Consider the following 18,528-nt stretch of genomic DNA (forward strand, 5'->3'; position numbering starts at 1 on the left):
CACCCCCTTGCGGGGTTTGATGCATGCAGGGGCCGTGACGGTTGCATCGAATCGTGAGGATCGCCACTTCGGACGTGGCCGAGTTGACACCGTGGGTGCGCGGGACAAAGGTTAGGTCTGCCTTAGTAAGGGTTGCCTTACTCGACAACTTCCCGGGAGATCTGGATGTCGCAGCCCGCGCGTCTCACCGCGCTGCCCGCACCTGTTCGCGATCCGTTCGCCGCCCGCTGGCCGCTGGCCTCGACGGTCTCGGACCGTGAGCGCGGACCGTTGCCGCACGGTTCGCCGGGAGCGGTGCTGCGGCGCGCTGCCGACGTGCTGGGTGAGCCGCGGGTCCCGTCGACCGGCGTCGGGGAGTCCGCCGCGCTCGACCTGATCGCGGGGCTGCTCGACGAGCACGGGATCGACCTGAGCCATCCGCACGCCGCGGCGCACCTGCAGCCGCCGGTCCTGCAGGTCGCGGTCGACGCGGACGCGCTGGCATCGGCCTCGAATGCCTCGATGGACACCTACGACTCCGGCCCCGCGACGCTCGCGATCGAGCAGTGGGTGGTGCGGGCGCTGGCCTCGCTGGCTGGTTTCGGCCCGCAGGCGGACGGCGTACTGACGCCCGGCGGCTCGATCTCGAACCTGCTCGCGATCCTGATCGCCCGCGACAGCGCGGCCGCCGCCGCGGGTGTCGACGTCCGGCGGAACGGCCTGCAGGGCTTCGACCGGCCGGTCGTGTTCTGCTCCGAGCTCGCCCACTTCTCGGTCCAGCGAGCCTGCGCCGCCCTCGGGCTCGGTGAGCAGGCCGCGATCACGATCGCCTCCGACGAGAACTTCCGGATGCGGACCGACGTGCTCACCGACGAGCTCGCGAAGCCCGGCCGGACGCCGGTGGCGGTGATCGCGACCGCCGGTACGACGGACTTCGGATCGGTGGACCCGATCGCGCCGATCGCCGAACTGGCCCGGCAGTACGGCGCCTGGCTGCACGTCGACGCGGCGTACGGGTTCGGGGCACTGTTCTCGGATCGGCTGGCGCCGCTGCTCGCCGACGTACCGCTGGCGGACTCGGTGACGCTGGACCTGCACAAGATCGGCTGGCAGCCGGCCGCGACCAGCGTGCTGCTGGTGGCGGACCGGAGCCGGTTCGCGGCGTTCGACCGCTCGGTGGACTACCTGAACCCGGCCGACGACATCGACTCCGGGCTGGACGGGCTGCTCGGCCGCAGCCTGCAGACCACCCGCCGGCCGGACGCGGTCAAGGTTGCCACCACGCTGACGGCATACGGACGGGCCGGACTGGGAACGATGGTCGACACCTGCCACGAGCTCGCGCACGCCGCCGCGGCCCGGGTCGTTGCCGACAGCAACCTCGAGTTGCTGGCGCCGGTGACCCTGACCACGGTGCTGTTCCGGGTCGCCGGGCAGGGCCTGGACGCGTCCGGACTGGACGCGCTCCAGGGTGAGGTCCGGCGCCGGTTGCTGACCTCCGGGCGGGTGCTGATCGGCCGGACCAAACTGCCGGCCCGCGGCGGCCGCCCGGCGGCTGTCGCGTTGAAACTGACGCTGCTGAACCCGAACGCCACCGCGACGGACATCGAGGACCTGCTCGACCAGGTCGTGGCCACCGGCCTCGACGTCCGGACCGGCGAAGGAGCGGCGTGACAATTGCGGCTGACGCGCATCTGAACGCGATCCTGCGGTGTTACACCCGGGAGTCGTCCGTGCCGGTCGCGGTCGGGGAGCTGACCTTGGAGGTCGGCGGTTCGACGGTGACGGCGCGGGTGGAGCATGCGTCGCGGACCGGGTTGCACCAGTTCACCGACGTACAGGTGGACGGCGTACCCGCTGTGCCCGAGGAACTCGTGCGGTTGCTGTCGGCGGACGCGGATCCGGCCGAGATCGACGACCTGGCGGCGCGAACGGCGGAGTCGGTGCGCAACGTCGCGCTCTTCGTCTCGGAGGCTGACGGGGAGCGTGGACCTGGGCGCTTCCTGGAGTTCGAGCAGGCGTTGCTGTTCGGGCATCTGAACCACCCGGCGCCGAAGAGCCGGGACGGACTGAGCGGTGACGAGCTGGCGGCGTACTCGCCGGAGCTCGGTGGCCGCTTCCAAGTGCACTGGTTCGAAGCCGACGCCGAACTGGTGTCGTCGGACCAGGTGGCCGGCGCGCCCTCGCTGCAGGGACTGGACGCTGTGCAGTTGATGGGCGCGCTGGCCGGTATCACCCCGTCGTCGGGCCGGGTGCTGATCCCGGCCCATCCGTGGCAGGCGGCCGCGGTGGCGCAGCGTCCGCGCGTCGCCTCGCTGATTTCTGCCGGTCGGGTGAAGGAGCTGGGACCTGGTGGCGCTCAGTGGTACCCGACGTCCAGCCTCCGGACCGTGTTCCATCCGGATCTGCCGGTGATGCTGAAGCTGTCGCTCGGTCTGCGGATCACAAACTCGCGGCGGGAGTCGACGCCGACCGAGCTGCGCCGCGGGCTGGAGATCAATCGATTGCTCGACGCGGCGTACAACGCGGGGACGGCGACGGCGCACCCACGCTTCACCATCGTTCGCGACCCGGCCTGGGTCGCGCTCGACGAGGGTGGACCGACCCTGACCGGACTTGACGTTGCTGTCCGGGAGGTGCCGGCAGACGTCAACAGCTACGCCTGCTTGGCGGGGCTCGTCGCTCCACGTCCTGGCGGTGTGAGTCGGTTGAGTGCCTTCGCGGCGGAGGACCCCGCTGAGTGGGTCTCGGCGTACATCGACAACGTGTTGATCCCGATGCTGCACTTGTACGCCGAGACGGGGATCGGTCTCGAGGCGCATCAGCAGAACACGCTGGTGCGGCTGGACGGGGCAGGGCGGATCAAGGGCGGTGCCTATCGCGACAACCAGGGCTACTACCTCGCGTCGTCGTACCTGCGTGGTCTGCTGGCAGTCACTGGGCTGCGGGACTCGACGCTGGCGGTGGTGGACGACCTGATCGTCGACGACCGGTTGACCTACTACCTGCTCCACAACCAGGCGCTGGCCGTGGTGGGCTGTCTGGCGGCGGACGGGGTTGCAGACGAGGGTGACCTGCTCGGTGTGGTGCGGGAGCGGTTGACACTCGCTCTACCGCTGCTGAAGGCTGCGGGACCTTCTGGCGATCGGCTGGCGCGGCGGTGGCTCGAGGCAGACACGCTGCCGTGCAAAGCGAACATGCTGACCCGGCTGCGGGGCATTGACGAGGTAGTAGCGCCACTGGACGCACAGTCCGTCTACCTCGACATCCCAAACCCGCTGCGGTGATCTCATTCGACCTGCGCCAGGCAGGCCCGTCCGACGCCCCACGCATCGCACTGTGGATGGCGCAGCCGCACATCCGGCGCTGGTGGCATCAGGGCTGGTCCGTGGAGCGCTGGGCGCAGGAGATCGAGCAGCAGGCGGCGGGGGAGCACTCCACGCCGTACGTGGTCGCGGCGGACGCGGAGGAGTTCGCGTACGTCGAGTTGTACCGGGTCCGGCACGACCGGCTCGCGGAGTACTACGCGTACGGCGAGGAGGACCGGGGCGTGCACGTGGCGATCGGAGACGTCACGCGTGTCGGCCGGGGCCTCGGGCGGCAACTACTGCGGTGGCTCGCTGACGGGGTGCTGCGCGCGGAGCAGGCCTGCTCGCAGGTGGTCGCCGAACCGGACATCGAGAACACCCCTTCCGTCCGCGCGTTCGCTGCGGCCGGATTCGTCCAGCACGGGGAGCTACAGCTGCCCGAGAAGACAGCACTACTGATGGTCCGTACCCGGGCCGTGCAGGGAGGCATGACATGTACGACGTGATTGCGATCGGCTGCGGGCCGTTCAACCTCGGACTGGCCGCACTGGCGGACGGCGTGGACGACGTACAGCTGGCTGTGCTCGACAGTCGGCCGGAGTTCACCTGGCATCGCGGGCTGATGTTCGAGGACGCAATGCTGCAGGTGTCGTTCCTGGCGGATCTGGTGTCGTTGGTCGAGCCGGCGCATCACCTGTCGTTCCTGTCGTACTTGAAGGACAACGACCGGCTGTATCAGTTCTACGTGCGGGAGAAGTTCCACCCGACGCGACGGGAGTACGAAACGTACCTGCGGTGGTGTGCGGCGCAGCTGGACTCACTGCACTTCGGCCACCACGTGCGGGAAGCGGTGTGGAACGGCTCGTCGTTCGAGCTGACTGTGGAGCGCGGAGACAGCGTTGAGCAGTTCGAGGCTCGGCATCTGGTGGTCGGCGTCGGTACTGAGCCGTCCGTACCTGCTGCGCTGGCAGGACTCCCTGCTGAGCGGTTCGCGCACTCCGCGGACTACCTGTTCCGGCGTGACGATCTGCTGCGCACAGGACGGGTGACGGTGGTTGGCTCGGGGCAGTCGGGTGCTGAGTGCGCTCTGGACCTGCTGCGAGCCAACGGTCCTGCTGTGTCCTGGTTGACGCGTACGCCGTCGTTCGCTCCGCTGGACTACTCCAAGCTGGTATTGGAGATGACGACACCGTCGTACGTCGACTACTTCCACGGACTGGACGAGCCGGTGCGCGACAAGCTGGTGAAGGAGCAGTGGCGGCACTACAAGGGCATCTCGTCGGAGACGCTGGATGACATCCACGACGTCCTGTACTCGCGGGACCTGCCGGTTGAACTGCAGTGCGGTGTAGCTGTCGTCGCCGCGGTCGCGCGTGCTGATGGGCTTGAGCTCACCATGCTGCATGCGGACAGCGGGAAGACGTTCCAGCACACGACTGGCGCCGTCGTCGCGGCGACCGGCTACCGGAACCGGCCACTGCCGTTCCTGGACTCACTGCAGGAGCAGATCGAGCACGACGCTGCCGGTCGCTGGGTCATCAACCGCGACCACAGCGTGCGAGGCGCTTTGGAGGGGCGAATCTTCGTCGCGAACGCCGACCTGCACAGCCACGGCGTCGCTGCACCGGACCTCGGCATCGGAGCGATCCGCAACGCGACCATCCTGAACAGCGTGGCTGGCCGCGAGGTGTTCCGGCTGCCCAAGTCCACCGCGTACACGACGTTTGCGATCCCAGGATGAGTGTTTGGACGCAGTGTTCGTCGGAGTTGCTGGCGAAGCTGATCTCGCAGTTCTGCACGGAGGGGCTGCTGGAGCCCGTCGACAACCGGCTGGACCTCGGGGCAGTCTCCTACGTCTTCGAGGCGACGCGCGGCGGCTTCGGGAGCTGGCGGGTCGATCCGGCCTCGATCCGACGTACCACGGCCGGCATCCTCGGCAACGACGAGAGCGAGGTCGCCACCGACCCCATCCGGTTCTTCGTCGACGCTGCCGACGTACTGGGGGTCGACGGGTCCACTGTGGCCGGGTACGTCGCGGAACTGACGAGCACGCTCGCGGCCGACGTACGGATGGCTTCTACGGCAGTACCCGCTGCTGAGCTGCTGGAACTGCACCACACCCGGCTGGAAGGGCACCTGACCGGGCACCCGCTCCTGGTCGCCAACAAGGGCCGCCTGGGCTTCTCGGCCTCCGACAGCGAGCGGTACGCCCCAGAGGCCCGTACGCCGCTGCACCTGGTCTGGCTCGCCGTACGCCGTGGTCTCGCCGAGTTCCGCGGTACGCCGGACCTCTCGGAGCACTCGGTCATCGCCAGGGAGCTGGACCCGCCTGTGATCGAGGCGTTCCGTGCGCGCTTGGACGACCCCGACGCGTACGTGTGGCTCCCGTGCCACCCGTGGCAACTGGACCACGTCGTCCGCACCCAGTGGGCCCGCGAACTCGCCACCGGGGAGATCGTCGTGCTGGGGGAGAGCCCCGACGAGTACCTCCCGACCCAGTCGATCCGCACGATGGTCAACATCTCGAATCCTTCGCGCTACCAGGTCAAGCTTCCCCTGAAGATCCTGAACACCTCGGTCTACCGCGGCATCCCGTCCCATTGCACCCTCGCCGCCCCGATGATCACCCAATGGCTACGCGGCCTCTGGTCCCGCGACGAGATCTTCCGCGCCCTAGGCACCGAGCTCCTGGGCGAGGTCGCCTCGGTCACCGTCCCGCACCCCGAACTCTCCACCCACCCCGCCATCCCCTACCAATGGACCGAAACCCTCGGCTCCATCTGGCGCGACCCCGTAGACCCCCGCCTCCAGAGCGGTGAGACGGTGTGGCCGCTGGCCGCCGTCTTACATCCCGGACTGGCTGAAGAAATGATCGCCCGCTCCGGAACCGACCCCCAAGCCTGGCTGGGCCACCTGCTCTCTACCCTCTTCCGCCCCTTGCTCCACCTGCTCCACCACTACGGCATCACAGTCAACCCGCATGGTGAAAACCTCGCCATCATCTGCGACGGCTCGGGTCTGCCCAGTCGCCTCGTCATCAAGGATCTCGTCGACGACATCAACATCTCGACCGATCCAATCGTTGCCCGAGGCATCGAGCCGGACTCCCACGATCGCGTTCTCCCTCGCAAACCATGGCCGATCCTCCGCCAGTACGTCGTGGATGCCCTCCTGCTAGGCGTCTTGAACCCGCTGGCCGCCAGATCGCTGATCCGCGAAGAAACCTTCTGGGGTATAGCTCTAGGCGAGGTACACCGCTACACCCAGAACCACCCTGAATACACCGACCGCTTGACGGCTACAGCACTCACGGCAGAATCCTTTCTCCGCTACCCGCTGAACGGCTACCGCCTGACCCTCGGCTACACCGACCTCGACACCCGCCCACCCATCCCGGTCACCGGCACAATCCCCAACCCGTTGCACACAGCCACACCAATCCCCTTGCAATATTGACCTTGCGCACCGAAACCGGCAGCGCCCACAATGCCGACAGACACTCGCAGTCATACCGACGAGTGTGTAGTTCGCTGCGAGGGTTGGGGGCCGACAGTGTCACACTCTGTCTTGGCAGGCTCCCGCGCGCAGGCCGACTCGTGGTTCTCCGCGCACGTCCGCCGTCGGCTGTTCGCGTATCGAGTCGCTCTTTCGAAGGAGTGGTCCGAGTCAACCGTGCACCCAGCCTTCGCTTACAACCCGGCCAGCCCTGGTTCCGCGGGTCAGTGCGGCGTGAGCTCAGCCTGGCTGCTGCACGAGCTCCCTTGGCCGCTACGGGTTCGATCCAGCTACTGCTTCGGGGACATCATCGTCGCCAATCAAACGCTGCAGTTCCACTGCTGGATCGAAGTCGGCAACCCAACCTCCCCGCACCGCTGGGTCATCGACCTAACCTGCGACCAATACGAACTCCTCGCCGACCGCGCCTTTGTCTGCGACCGCCACAGCACGCTCGTCAACCTGGCGATCGACTACAGGGCGCTGCTCCGCCTGTCGGCGCAACAGCTCAGGCACGACCCGGTGTGGCACCGCACACAGCTTCTGGCCAAGGGCATGACCAGATGGTTCGACAGACGACCGTCCGAGCTATGACATCCGGCGCCCCGTGATCAACAGACTCACGCCCGCCCGGAATGTTCCGGGCGGGCGTTGACGGGATTGGGGACTGTCAGCCTGCCACCACGACAGCAACGTTGTAGAGGCCGACGCAGAAGATCAACACAATGCCTACCAGAACTAGCGTGAGCAACTGCTTCCACAGGGAGGTCACCAGGACCGCGCCGGCGAGCGCGACCAGAGTTGCAAGAATCTGTTCGGGAGGCATGGTGTCCCTCGTTTCTCTGTCACTTCCCTTGATGCGTTGGCATTTGCCACTGTCCGATTGATATGGAGTGGCTTCCACTTGATGACGCACTTCTATTGCAGCCGATGACAATCGGCTGTCAATCCAGATAAGTTGGCGCCGACTGACGAGCCAGTGCCCTGCGGTGCCGCTCGAGCGACGACGCATATCGACGAATTGGCGAGTCCGTGATGCTATCGGACAATGACGGTGACACTTGTGACTGCCAGTTGGCAGCGCGGTGTTGCCAACTGGCAGGGATCCGGCGTCGGGCTGGCCAAAACGTGTCACGCTGATGGTTACAGCGCGCGACGGAAGGTCCGATAGTCTCCGGCTTGTGTCAACCATCGCTTCGGAGAGACAGGCCGCCAGTCGATTCGTCTTGCCGTTGTCGTCCGACGGTGAGGACGCGTCGGATGCTCGACTTACGCTCGAAGTCTGCCGAAAGCAGGTGCCGGCATTCGAGCAGATGCTCACCTGCGTTGCGAGCGAGTTCGACGTCTACTGGCGGGCGCTCGAGGTTCGCACGCTCCTGCATCTGCCGCGCATGGCCCGTCCTGACGGAACCGTCGCGCTCGCTGCGGTGATGGCAGAATTGAGGCGTAACGCGGAACAGCTGCGGAGCGATCATTGGGAGATCAAGGACCTGGTTCCAGAACCTGGATTCCTCCTGTCTGATCTGCATTTTGTGGGCCTGGCGAGCCATCAGGCCAATCAGATTTTCAGCAGGCTTCACTATTTGCGAAGCGCGCGTCATGGCTCAATCAATTTCGCACTCGTCGATCCCTTGAATCACCTTCCTGTGACCCTGTGCAGTGTTTCTCCGCTGGACTGGGTGCGCGTGGGCCGGCAGTTGCAGACGCAGTTCGGTGTGCCGTCCGGGGCAGCCTGGGAGGTATCGCGTGTGTATTCGCACCGCGGCGCCCCGAAGTTCGCGATTTCGCAACTTCTCTCGAAGGTCCGGCAGGTGCTTGCCCAAGAGATCCCCGAAGCCGAGGTGCTGACCACTGCGGTCGATCCGAACCTTGGCTTCCAGGGCACCAGCTATCGAGCTGCGAATTGGCGGCAGTGGATGTCGATCGAGGCAAGGCCCTACCTGTATGTCGATCGCGACTATGCCAGCCCTCGCCAGCTTCGAGCCACTTGGGGAAGCGCCAATCTGGAGCAGTTAGGGCGTCAGAATCCCGATGTCCTGTTCGAGAAGAGCGGCCCGAAACTCCTAGACTCGCTGATCTTTTGCTGCCGCCTGCGGGATGTTACGGAAGTCGTTCCGATCCCCGAACGGCGCCGTGTCCGTCGTTGATGGCACTGCCAGGATGCCGACATCGCTGATGCCGAACGAGCGATCCAGGAGCGCGTCGATGCGAGCCCGGGTCAGCATCCAGTCCGATTGCGAATAGTTGGCTGCGGCACACGACATTGCGGCGGCCGCCCAGAGCGCCACCTTGTTCGAGAAGACCCCGTCGTTCTCGATCAGCTTGGCTGCCAAGGCAGCGCAGAAGGCATCGCGCGCTGCTGAGGTTTCTTTGTAAATTGTCGGCAGCGTCGGAACGCCGATGGGATCCTGAGCGCGATGCGAGTAGACCGTGCAACCACCGCTCACCAGCAGGCACAGAGTCTGAACGCCGAAGGCGAGAAGATTCCGCGCAACCGGATCTGGGTTGAACGGTGTCTGGCCCTGAGCGAAAGGTCCGAGTTCCCACGAGTGCGCGACGAGATAGTCCATACGCGACAGTGCGTCGTGCGAAATTCGTTCGTTGATGTACGGCTGGCCCGGAGTGACGATGGTCAGCGGTCGGTGGTCCTGGACGCCATCGGCGATTGCAAGTGTTTCCTGCATCGTGGTGCGCGGTACCTCGAACGTCGTGAGGAGCGCGTCGCAGCTCTCGATTTCGGTGCGGCGGTCGACGACGTCCGAAGGTGTGAGATGGATGCTCCCTTCGTTGCGCCAGTTGACGGCGATGCTGTCGCCGAGTTCCCTCTCGATCACACCGGTGAACGGAGTGCGGACCCCCGGCACTCTTTTGACAAGCGACGTATTCACCCCCTCCGCGTCAAGATACGCAAGGATCTCCTCTCCGAAACGATCGTCGGCCACGGCAGCGATCAGATAGGTCTCAAGGCCCAAATGAGCGGTGGCGACCGCTTGAGTGAGGCCTTTGCCGCCAGGAGTCAGGTCGAAGCTGAAGGCCTCGCTGGACGTTTCTGGAGCCGGCAGGCTCTTCGTCCGGAAGATGACATCCATGACTGCTCCACCGACGACGACAACACGCCCGGACTGCTCGTTTTCTGGAGCTATCGGCCCGCCAGACTTCGTGACCGCACGTGGTTCGGGAGCGTAGTTGCGGTCGATGAGGCGCTTGGCGAGTTTTCGCAGTACAGCAGGTTCGGTGGTTCCGCGCAGCGATCGATCGCTTGGCGCCGGGTCCGGTTCGGTGCCGAGCGCTCGATGTATGCGGTGCCAGTTGCTGAGCAGAGTCTGTCTGCGGCGGGTGACAGACGGGTTGTAGAGGGATCGCGTGATGTTGCCATCCAAACCGGCATCATCGTATGCCTTGAGATGCAGCCTGAGGCCGAGGATCGCGTCGGCGATGATCTGCTGGGTTCCGTCGAGATCATCGCGTACGCAGCTCAAGACCAGCGTGAAGGCAGCCACGGCCGGATCGAGGTTGTGGCTGTTGGCGTATCGGCGGGTGACGGCCAGGTCGATGAGCGGGGCAGCCAGGCCGGTTCTGTCCGAGCTGAGTCGTTCGAGCGTCAGACCATCGTGGGTTCGGAGCTTCTCGAGCATGCCTGCGAGGAGCCGAACCTTGTCTGCCTGATTGTCGCTGCTGTCGATCATTCGCTCCCACCGACCTCATTTGATGCGGTCGCCAGTATGTCGCCCCACGCCGCGGCGCAAGTCTGCCATCGAGCCGGCATCAGTTCGAAGCCGCGGCGGCGATTTGGTTCCGTGGTGTGTACGGCCGCGCGGGATCGCAATCGGACTGCAAGGTAACGGCGATGGTGTAGAAGCCAAAGAAGGCCGCGGTCAGCAGTACCGCGGACAGGAAGATCAGGACCTTCCTCCAGTTCCTCGCGACCGCGAGGGAGAAGCTGAACATGAGGAGCAAAGTGAGTAGGTGGCTGGTGCTCATGGTCTTCCTCGATCCTTGACCTCGCGCAGTCGGCTCGGCTCGGGATCCGATCCCGGTCGACTCCGCTGACGGCGTTCGTGCCGTCTCGGGTCAAGACTGGATCGACGCAAATGAGATCGGGAGGGGTGAGTTTTGTGGCCGCGACCGACGACTTTGGCAGGATGCGGACGATGCTTGTCGGCCGGCGACTGCCAATCCGACGGCGATTGCTCGCTCTTGGCACGTCAATCCACCTCCATGGCGTCTGAGATCTCGCGGTAGTGCTTTTCGACGACGGCGCGACGAGGATGGGAGGCGGCCTCACGGTAGGCCCCGGTGAAGCTGGTCATAGCGGCCGCGGCCCAGCGGATGGCGTCGTCTGTGAGCGAACCGCCTTCGATCAGGCGCGCGGCGAGAGCGGCGCAGAACGAGTCGCGAGTGATGGAAGATTGCTTGAGAACGGAATGAGGGGCGGGTAGTGGTTCTGGGGGGCTGCCTTGTTGATAGACGGTGCCGCCGCGGTCGCCCAGGAGACAAAGGCATCGCAGCCCGAGACTGAGAAGGTTTTCGCTGAGGAGCTGAGGGTCGTACCTCGCCTCGTCGGAGAAGGCGAAGGTCTCCAGTTCCCACAAATAGGCAACGAGGTAATCGACCTGTTTCAGCGCGGGGCTCAGGAGGTGGCCGTCGGCGTACGGCTGCCCTGGCGTCAGGATGACAACAGGGCGCTCCGGCGCCGCGGCGACAAGGCTGAGGATGTGCCTGAGGACCGATTGCGGGAGTTCGAAGGTCAGCAGAAGCACGTCGCACGAGGTGAGCGCTGCTGCCCACCGGTCGATGGTCGCGACGTCGAGTTCGGGGCCGTCGCGCCATACAGCTGCTGAGCTGTTGCCGGCAGGAAGTTCGAAGACGCCCGTCGCGGGTGTTCTCACGTCCTGACGATCAACTACCGTCAGGAATGAGATGTCGACGCCTTCGCTCGCAAGGTGATCGCGGATGACCTCGCCGTCCTCATCGTTGGCGATGGCTGCGATCAGGGCGACGTCGAGATCGAGATGGGCGGCGGCGACCGCCTGGCTGAGGCCTTTGCCGCCAGGAGTGCGGGTGTAGCTCATCGCCATCGCAGATGTCGCGATCTCGGGAATCGACCTGACCCGCCAGATATGGTCGATGGTGGCGCCGCCAACGACTATGACCTGTCCAGCTGCGGTGGAATCGACACTCAAGGCGGTAGACAAGGGAATCGGCCCGGAGTGTCCGCCAGTCGGCTTGGGATTGACGAGAAGGGCGCCAAGTTTGTCGAAGGCCTCGCTCTCCCTCCGGGTCCGCAGAGTGTGCTCACGCGGCGGCCGTTCAGAAGGAGGCTGCACCCCAATGGCTTGATGCAAGGCATCCCAGTGTTCGACGAGCGCCTGCCGCCGCTCGCCCAGTCCGCCAGATGCCAGCAGGTAGAGAGCACGTTTCGAGATCTGGCTGGATTTGTAGGCCTTGAGGTAGATGCCGAGTCTGAGGGCCGTGTCGGCGATGATCCGGTCGGTCGGCGAGTCGAGTTCGCGGACTTGCTCGGTGATGACTTCGACGGCTGCCGCTGCTGGCTTTTGCCCGGTTTGGACGGCGTGGTTCTGGACGATGGGTAGGCGGAGCAGGGGGTTGGCCGCTCGGGTGGCGGAAAGTCGCTTGGCGGTGAGGCCGTCGTACCGTCGCAGGGACTCGAACACAGGGACCAGGTAGGTCGCCTCGGTGAGTCCTTGGACGAGATAATCGGACATGCGTCCCCCAACGCAGCTAGTCAGCATTTTCAGTATGCGTTTCGTAGCCTGCGTTGGGAGTGATCGTCCGCGCGTCGTGGCAAGCGTTTGAGTTAGCGGAGGTTGGTTATCCAGCGGGTGGCTTGTTTGGCTTGGGTTAGGCGGCGTTCGTAGGTGGCGCCTGTGGCTAGGAGGATTAGGCCGGCGGTGGCGAGGGTTATCCAGCGGGGGATGAGGGGGGCTACTTCCAGGAATTGGGCTATGGCGATTTTGGCTACGGCGGCGGAGCCGATGATGAAGGGGGATTGGAGGGAGTAGCGGACGGCGATCAGGATGAGGAGGACGGCTGCGGCTACCACGAGGGTGGCGCGGAGCCAGTTGTCGGTGGTGTCGGCGACCAGGGCGGAGGGTGCGAGGCCGAGCATCAGGCCGGGGCCCAGGAAGACCCAGCTGGGTTGGTTGCGCCAGGCAACGATGCCGACGGCGAGCAGGATCACGGCGGGCGGGACGGTGTACCACTCCAGGGTGTGTGCGTCGGCGCCGAGCATGAAGGCGGTGTTGGCGATGATGAGCAGGAGGGCGGCCTGCAGCAGGGTGGGGCGGCGGCGCGGGTTCATGCCGTAGGCAATCAGCGGGGCGGCGACGATGGTCAGGACCACGCCGGTTGCGGTGTAGGGGGAGACCGACACAGCGGCGATCTCGGCGAGTACGGCGGCGCATGCGGCTGTGGTGAGCAGGACGGGTTCCAGCGGCTTGCCGACGTACCCGCAGGTGACGGCGATGCCGATCGCGGCCACGGCCGCTAGTGCGACGGCGGCCGGCCACGCGCCGACGTACCCGTCGAAGGCGAACAGGACGATCGCGAGTTGGGCGCTCAGGCTGGCGACGGCGGCGCTGGGGACGGGGTCGGTGAGCTTGCGGGCGGCGGCGAGGACGGCCAGTACGGCGAGGATCGCGGCGAGGTAGCCGAGTTGGCGGATGTCGTCGGTCGCCACGCAGTACGTGAGGTCGACGGCGGCGACCGTGATGGTTGCTGAGTGCAGGACGATGGCGAGCTTGCCGGTACGGCGGGCTGCGACAAGCTCGATGACGGCGAGGGTCGTGACGAGTGCTGTGGCGAACCAGCGGCTCGGGCCGGGGAGTTGCGGGAGCGTGGTGGCTACCGCGAAGGCGGCGGCTGCGGCGCAGACGCACTCGCCGAGGCCGGAGGGGAACGCCGCGGGGAGGGGACGCTTGTGGAGGATCGCGATGCCGGTCGCGGCGGCGAGGCAGACGACTGCGGCGGTCGCGATCGTGATGGACAGAGTTGTGGTGGTCAGGAGGCCCAGGAGGGTGCGGGTCATGCCGGCCACGAGGATGCCGCAGAAGACGATGGTTGCGGTGATGGATCCGGTACGGCGGACGATCGCGGTGCCCTTCGCGGACAGGATCAGCGTGCTGACGACCTGGGCCAGGAGCGCGCCGAGGAGAACCGGGAGGCTCGTTCGGTCGATCAGGACGAGGGGGATCGGGAGTTGGGCGGCGATGACGGTGGTTACGCCGTACGTGATGACCTTGGGGGCCAGGCGGGTCATCAGGAGGGCGAGTACGGCGATGGTTGCGAAGACGATCGCGCTGTAGGTGAGGCCGTCGACGGCGGTCGGTGGGATCAGGCCGAGGGCGCGGGCGCCGTACAGGTCGACGGTGAGGAGGCCGGTGCCGAGGATGGCGAGGGCTTCGGCGGTGCCGGCCAGGTTCCGGCGGCTCGCGGGGATCGAGCCGGCGAAGGAGAGGGCGGCGAGGGTGCCGATGATGGCGGCCTGGGCGGCGACGGGGAGGTTGTCCCAGTTGACGGCCAGGAAGGTGACGCCGGCGGCCAGGAGGAGGAGTACGCCGAGGGTGAGGAGGGTGGCCTGAGGGCTGAGGCGGCGGATCCGGGAAGGTCTCGGCGGCTGGTTGGGCGGCTGGTTGGCGGGTGGCTGGAGAAGCGGACGGGGGTCGCCGAAGCTCGTCGGGTACGGCGGGCGGGTCCCGGACACCGGCCGCGACGAACGAGCCGCAACAGGCGGGGCAGGCGCGACGGCAGGAGGTGCGACAGGGGGTGCGACAGGAGGTGCGACAGGGGGTGCGGGGGGAGGGGGAGGCGGGTGGATGCCGAGGTGGGGTGGGGCGGTGGGGAGGCGTAGTTCGGGTTGTGGGTAAGGCTGTGGATAAGAGGCCGGCTCGATCGTCAGGTGCAGCTGGGAGCGGCAGGTGGGGCAGGTGATGGCGGCGGTCGGCATCGAGTCCTCCTCGGGTCCCTACCACTGTCTCGGGAAGGAACGGTCCGCCGCTTGAGTACGTCTACTCAAAGTTCTGACGTAGGCTGGCGCGGTCTGCCGATCGTCCAGACCGGCGTGACGAACACGGGGAGCACCATGTATAGAGGGACTTCTGGGCATGTCGAGCTCGCAAGAGCTCAGCAGGAACGTTGGGACTCGGCGTACGCGAGACGCCCGCAGTTGCACGGACTGGAGCCATCGGCCGCTGCGCAGCAGGCCGTCGCGAGGTTCGGTGCCGCAGGCATCGATGACGTGCTGGAACTCGGCGCCGGCCACGGCAGGGACGCGCTTTTCCTGGCCAGACAGGGATTCAGCGTGCACGCCACCGACTTCAGCGAGACGGCGCTCGACCAGTTGCGGCACGAGGCGCAGCGCGAGGGGCTCGACGATCGGGTGACCGCTGCGCTGCACGACGTCCGCGACCCGCTGCCGCCGGCCGACGGCGGAGTGAACGCGGTGTTCGCGAATCTCCTGCTGAACATGGCGTTCTCGCCGTCCGAGCTGCGGTCACTCGTGGCCGAGATCCACCGGGTGCTGAGCCCCGGCGGGGTTTTCGTGTACGCCGTGTGGTCGACCGGCGACCCGTGCTCGCAGCACTGGCAGCAGCTCGGCGACGGACTGTCAGTACACGACGGTTTCGTGGGCCGTTTCTTCGACGAGGTCCTGGTGCGTGAGCTCGCCGAGCACTGGCAGCTCGACGAGCTCACGCCGTACCACGAAGGTCAACGCCAGATGTGGCGTGTGGCCCTCACTAAGCAGTGATCAGTTCGCCTGGCTGACGCTCGACATGTTGAAGTCGGGGATCAGCAGCGGCGGGGTCGCCGTGCGGGAGAAGTAGTCGCCCCATTCCCGCGAGTACGACGGAACGGTCGCGCCGGCCGTGGTGAACCGGGACAGCAGGTCGACCGGGCTTTCGTTGAAGCGGAAGTTGTTGACGGCACCGGTGACCTCGCCGTTCTCGACCAGGTAGACGCCGTCGCGGGTGAGGCCGGTGAGCAGCAGCGTCTGCGGGTCGACCATCCGGATGTACCAGAGGCAGGTCACGAGCAGTCCGTTGTCGAGCCCGGCGACCAGGTCGTCGGTCGAACCGGTCGCGCCGTCGACCGAGATCACGTAGTTCTCGATGTCCGGTGTGGCCGTCGGCGCGTCGATCAGACCGGCGGTGTACCGGCTCGTCATCAGGTGCTCGAGTTTGCCGCCGCGGATCCAGTCCGTGGCCGCGAGCGTGAGCCCGTTGTCGAAGACGCTCGACGAGCCGCCGGACGAACGCGCCACCGCGAAGGCGAACGCCTCGAGGCCGGCGATCGCCGGGTCGGAGTGCAGGTTCACGGGCTGTGACGACAGCGTGTCGCCGAGCCGGGTGCCGCCGCCGGCCTTGGAGAACACGGTCCGGCCCTCGAACGCGTCCCGGCCGTCGAGCTGCCAGAACAGGTACGTCATCAGATCGGCGACCGCGGCCGGCGGCAGGATCGTCGGGTGCCGGCCGGCATCGACGGACACCGTCCTCTGAGCCCACCCGAGGCGGCGGGTGAGCTCGGCGTCGAGGGCGAGCGCGTCGACGTCGGTGAAGTCGCGGGTCGCGGTACCGACCCAGGCCGAGTGGCTCAGGTCGGTGTTCTTGCCGGTCGACGACACGTACCCGCGGGGGAGCGCCTGGCGCACCCGCAGTCCCGTCGAGGAACCGACGTACAGCGTCACGACCTCGTGGTTCGCGAAGCCGTACAACCGCCGCTCCTCAGCGGTGGCGCGCTTGAGGGACTCCCCGAGCGACGGCGCGAACTTCTCGAACACGCCGACGGTCGTCTCCTCCGGCTCGAGGTCCCAGTCCGCTCCCGTCGTACCGTCGACGAGCGGGCTGGCGTCCTCGGCCGGGCCTGCGGCGCGGGCGGTCGTGATCGCGGCGGACACGATCTCGCGCAACGAGTCGTCGGTGACCGACGAGCGGCCGACGACGCCGGCTGCCGTGCCCTCGCCGGCGCCGACCGTGGCGATCACGGTCACGCTCGAGCCGCGCATCGCGCCGTTGGTGGTCAGGGTGTTGTTCGCCCAGCGCAGGTTGGTGCTGGACGTCTCGGCGACGAGTACGACGCAACCGTCGGCGCCCTCGGCCGCGGCCAGGGCGAGGCCCCGCTCGATCGTGTCCTGCGGGGTGAGCTGAATGCCCGTCACCGTCCGGCCTCCTGAGTGGTGTTGAGAATTCGGACGCCGCGGAACAGCGCGGACGGGCAACCGTGGCTGACGGCGCCGGACTGTCCGGGCTCGGCCTTGCCGCAGTTCAGGGCGCCGCCGAGGACGTAGGTCTGCGGCCCGCCGACGGCCTCCATCGACCCCCAGAAGTCCGTGGTCGTGGCCTGGTACGCGACGTCGCGGAGCTGGCCCTCGAGCTTGCCGTCGGTGATCTTGTAGAACCGCTGGCCGGTGAACTGGAAGTTGTACCGCTGCATGTCGATCGACCAGGACTTGTCGCCGACGATGAAGATCCCGTTCTTGACCCGGCTGATCAGTTCCTCGGTGGACGGGCCGTCCGCGGCGGGCTGCAGCGAGACGTTGGCCATCCGCTGGATCGGGATGTGGCCGGACGAGTCGGCGTACGCGCACCCGTTGGAGCGCGGCGTGCCGAGCACGTCCTCGTTCTTCTTCGCCATCCGGCGGTCGACCTGGTACCCGACCAGGACGCCGTCCTTGACCAGGTCCCATTGCTGGCCGGCGACGCCCTCGTCGTCGTACCCGACGGTGGACAGGCCGTTCTCCGCGGTGCGGTCGCCGGTGACGTGCATGACGGGCGAGCCGTACTTGAGGGTGCCGAGCTGGTCGAGCGTGGCGAAGCTGGTGCCCGCGTAGTTCGCCTCGTAGCCGAGGGCGCGGTCGAGCTCGGTGGCGTGGCCGATCGACTCGTGGATGGTGAGCCAGAGGTTGGACGGGTCGATGACGACGTCGTACGTGCCGGCCTCGACGGCCGGCGCGGCCATCTTCTCGGCCAGCCAGGCGGGGATCTGGGCGAGCTCCTCGTCCCAGTTCCAGCCGGTGCCGGTCATGTACTCCCAGCCGCGACCGGCCGGCGGCGCGACCGACGACATCGAGTCGAACCGGTCCTCGGCGACGGCGTGCGCGGTGATGTCGGGGCCGATCCGGACGCGCTGCTGCGTGTACGACGTGCCCGCGGTGTTGGCGTAGTACTTGCACTCGTGGATCGTGGCCACGTGGACGCTGACGTGGGCGACGCCCTCGGCCTTGAGGAGGCGATCGCTGTAGTCGGTGAGCAGCGCGACCTTCTCGGCCCGCGGGACGCTGAACGGGTCGATCTCGTACGACGAGACCCAGCTGGCGTCCTCGTACGTCGGCTCGTCGGCGAGCTCGATCGTCTCGGCGTTGATCGGCCGGGACACCTGGGCCATGTTCACGGCCTGCTCGGCCAGAATCACCGCTTCGTCGGTGGTCAGCGCGACCCCGGCGGCGAAACCCCAGGTGCCGTCGTGGATCACGCGGACGGCGAGACCGAGGTCCTCGTCGTCCTTCGCGTTCTCCAGCACACTGTCGCGCAGGGAGATGGACTCGGACCGGATCCGCTCCAGCCGGAACTCGGCGAACGTGGCCCCGAGGTCACGGGCGCGCTGCAGGGCGGCCGCCGCCAACTCCTGCCGGGGGAGAGCGAGAAAGCTTGCGTCGATATCTGGCACGACCCCGACCCTATACACGGGAACCTGGAGATGATCGGCGGTGTAGTGCCAGTGTCCGGAAGTA

Annotated in this window: 15 protein-coding genes; 8 read left to right on the forward strand and 7 right to left on the reverse strand. The window is 66.8% G+C overall.

Annotated elements, in window-relative coordinates:
• Positions 1-165: 165 nt before the first annotated feature.
• The 6 genes from OHB24_RS30100 (at position 166) to OHB24_RS30125 (ending at position 7,376) form a co-directional block, all read left to right on the forward strand.
• Positions 166-1,653, forward strand: a complete 1,488-nt coding sequence (locus OHB24_RS30100) for a pyridoxal phosphate-dependent decarboxylase family protein (RefSeq protein WP_327634231.1) — start codon at positions 166-168, stop codon at positions 1,651-1,653.
• Complete coding sequence (locus tag OHB24_RS30105; RefSeq protein ID WP_327634232.1) at positions 1,650-3,266, forward strand: IucA/IucC family protein; 1,617 nt, start codon at positions 1,650-1,652, stop codon at positions 3,264-3,266. Before OHB24_RS30100 ends, OHB24_RS30105 begins: the two co-directional genes overlap by 4 nt.
• Entirely contained in the window at positions 3,263-3,793 is a 531-nt protein-coding gene (locus OHB24_RS30110; RefSeq protein ID WP_327634233.1) for a GNAT family N-acetyltransferase, read from the forward strand. Before OHB24_RS30105 ends, OHB24_RS30110 begins: the two co-directional genes overlap by 4 nt.
• The gene (locus tag OHB24_RS30115; RefSeq protein ID WP_327634234.1) at positions 3,781-5,028 is read left to right on the forward strand and encodes a lysine N(6)-hydroxylase/L-ornithine N(5)-oxygenase family protein; all 1,248 of its coding nucleotides are present in this window, start codon (positions 3,781-3,783) and stop codon (positions 5,026-5,028) included. The genes OHB24_RS30110 and OHB24_RS30115 overlap by 13 nt, the downstream gene beginning before the upstream one ends.
• Positions 5,025-6,743 carry an IucA/IucC family protein gene (locus OHB24_RS30120; protein ID WP_327634235.1) on the forward strand — a complete coding sequence of 573 codons (1,719 nt, stop codon included), beginning with the start codon at positions 5,025-5,027 and terminating at the stop codon, positions 6,741-6,743. Before OHB24_RS30115 ends, OHB24_RS30120 begins: the two co-directional genes overlap by 4 nt.
• 273 nt (positions 6,744-7,016) lie before the next feature.
• Positions 7,017-7,376 carry a hypothetical protein gene (locus tag OHB24_RS30125; protein ID WP_327634236.1) on the forward strand — a complete coding sequence of 120 codons (360 nt, stop codon included), beginning with the start codon at positions 7,017-7,019 and terminating at the stop codon, positions 7,374-7,376.
• Positions 7,377-7,452: 76 nt separating this feature from the next.
• Here the strand turns inward: OHB24_RS30125 and OHB24_RS30130 are convergent, their stop codons facing one another.
• The gene (locus tag OHB24_RS30130) at positions 7,453-7,608 is read right to left on the reverse strand and encodes a hypothetical protein (RefSeq protein ID WP_327634237.1); all 156 of its coding nucleotides are present in this window, start codon (positions 7,606-7,608) and stop codon (positions 7,453-7,455) included.
• Positions 7,609-7,963: 355 nt separating this feature from the next.
• Between OHB24_RS30130 and OHB24_RS30135 the strand changes: the two genes are divergently transcribed.
• Positions 7,964-8,929 carry a Mom family adenine methylcarbamoylation protein gene (locus tag OHB24_RS30135; protein WP_327634238.1) on the forward strand — a complete coding sequence of 322 codons (966 nt, stop codon included), beginning with the start codon at positions 7,964-7,966 and terminating at the stop codon, positions 8,927-8,929.
• Here the strand turns inward: OHB24_RS30135 and OHB24_RS30140 are convergent.
• The 4 genes from OHB24_RS30140 to OHB24_RS30155 form a co-directional block, all read right to left on the reverse strand.
• Positions 8,846-10,468 (reverse strand): PfkB family carbohydrate kinase, encoded by a 1,623-nt coding sequence (locus tag OHB24_RS30140; RefSeq protein WP_327634239.1) that lies wholly within the window; start codon positions 10,466-10,468, stop codon positions 8,846-8,848. The genes OHB24_RS30135 and OHB24_RS30140 overlap by 84 nt on opposite strands.
• Before the next feature lie 79 nt (positions 10,469-10,547).
• Entirely contained in the window at positions 10,548-10,763 is a 216-nt protein-coding gene (locus OHB24_RS30145) for a hypothetical protein (protein ID WP_327634240.1), read from the reverse strand.
• 224 nt (positions 10,764-10,987) lie between these two features.
• Complete coding sequence (locus OHB24_RS30150) at positions 10,988-12,508, reverse strand: PfkB family carbohydrate kinase (RefSeq protein ID WP_327634241.1); 1,521 nt, start codon at positions 12,506-12,508, stop codon at positions 10,988-10,990.
• A gap of 92 nt (positions 12,509-12,600) precedes the next feature.
• Positions 12,601-14,505, reverse strand: a complete 1,905-nt coding sequence (locus OHB24_RS30155; RefSeq protein ID WP_327634242.1) for a DUF2157 domain-containing protein — start codon at positions 14,503-14,505, stop codon at positions 12,601-12,603.
• Between the two features lie 378 nt (positions 14,506-14,883).
• Between OHB24_RS30155 and OHB24_RS30160 the strand changes: the two genes are divergently transcribed.
• Positions 14,884-15,549: a class I SAM-dependent methyltransferase gene (locus OHB24_RS30160; RefSeq protein WP_327634243.1), complete on the forward strand. Its 666-nt coding sequence runs from the start codon at positions 14,884-14,886 to the stop codon at positions 15,547-15,549.
• Here the strand turns inward: OHB24_RS30160 and OHB24_RS30165 are convergent, their stop codons facing one another.
• Complete coding sequence (locus tag OHB24_RS30165; protein WP_327634244.1) at positions 15,550-16,956, reverse strand: metallopeptidase TldD-related protein; 1,407 nt, start codon at positions 16,954-16,956, stop codon at positions 15,550-15,552.
• Entirely contained in the window at positions 16,953-18,464 is a 1,512-nt protein-coding gene (locus OHB24_RS30170) for a TldD/PmbA family protein (RefSeq protein WP_327634245.1), read from the reverse strand. The genes OHB24_RS30165 and OHB24_RS30170 overlap by 4 nt, the downstream gene beginning before the upstream one ends.
• Between the last annotated feature and the right edge of the window lie 64 nt (positions 18,465-18,528).

The sequence above is a fragment of the Kribbella sp. NBC_00482 genome, assembly GCF_036013725.1.
GTDB lineage: Bacteria > Actinomycetota > Actinomycetes > Propionibacteriales > Kribbellaceae > Kribbella.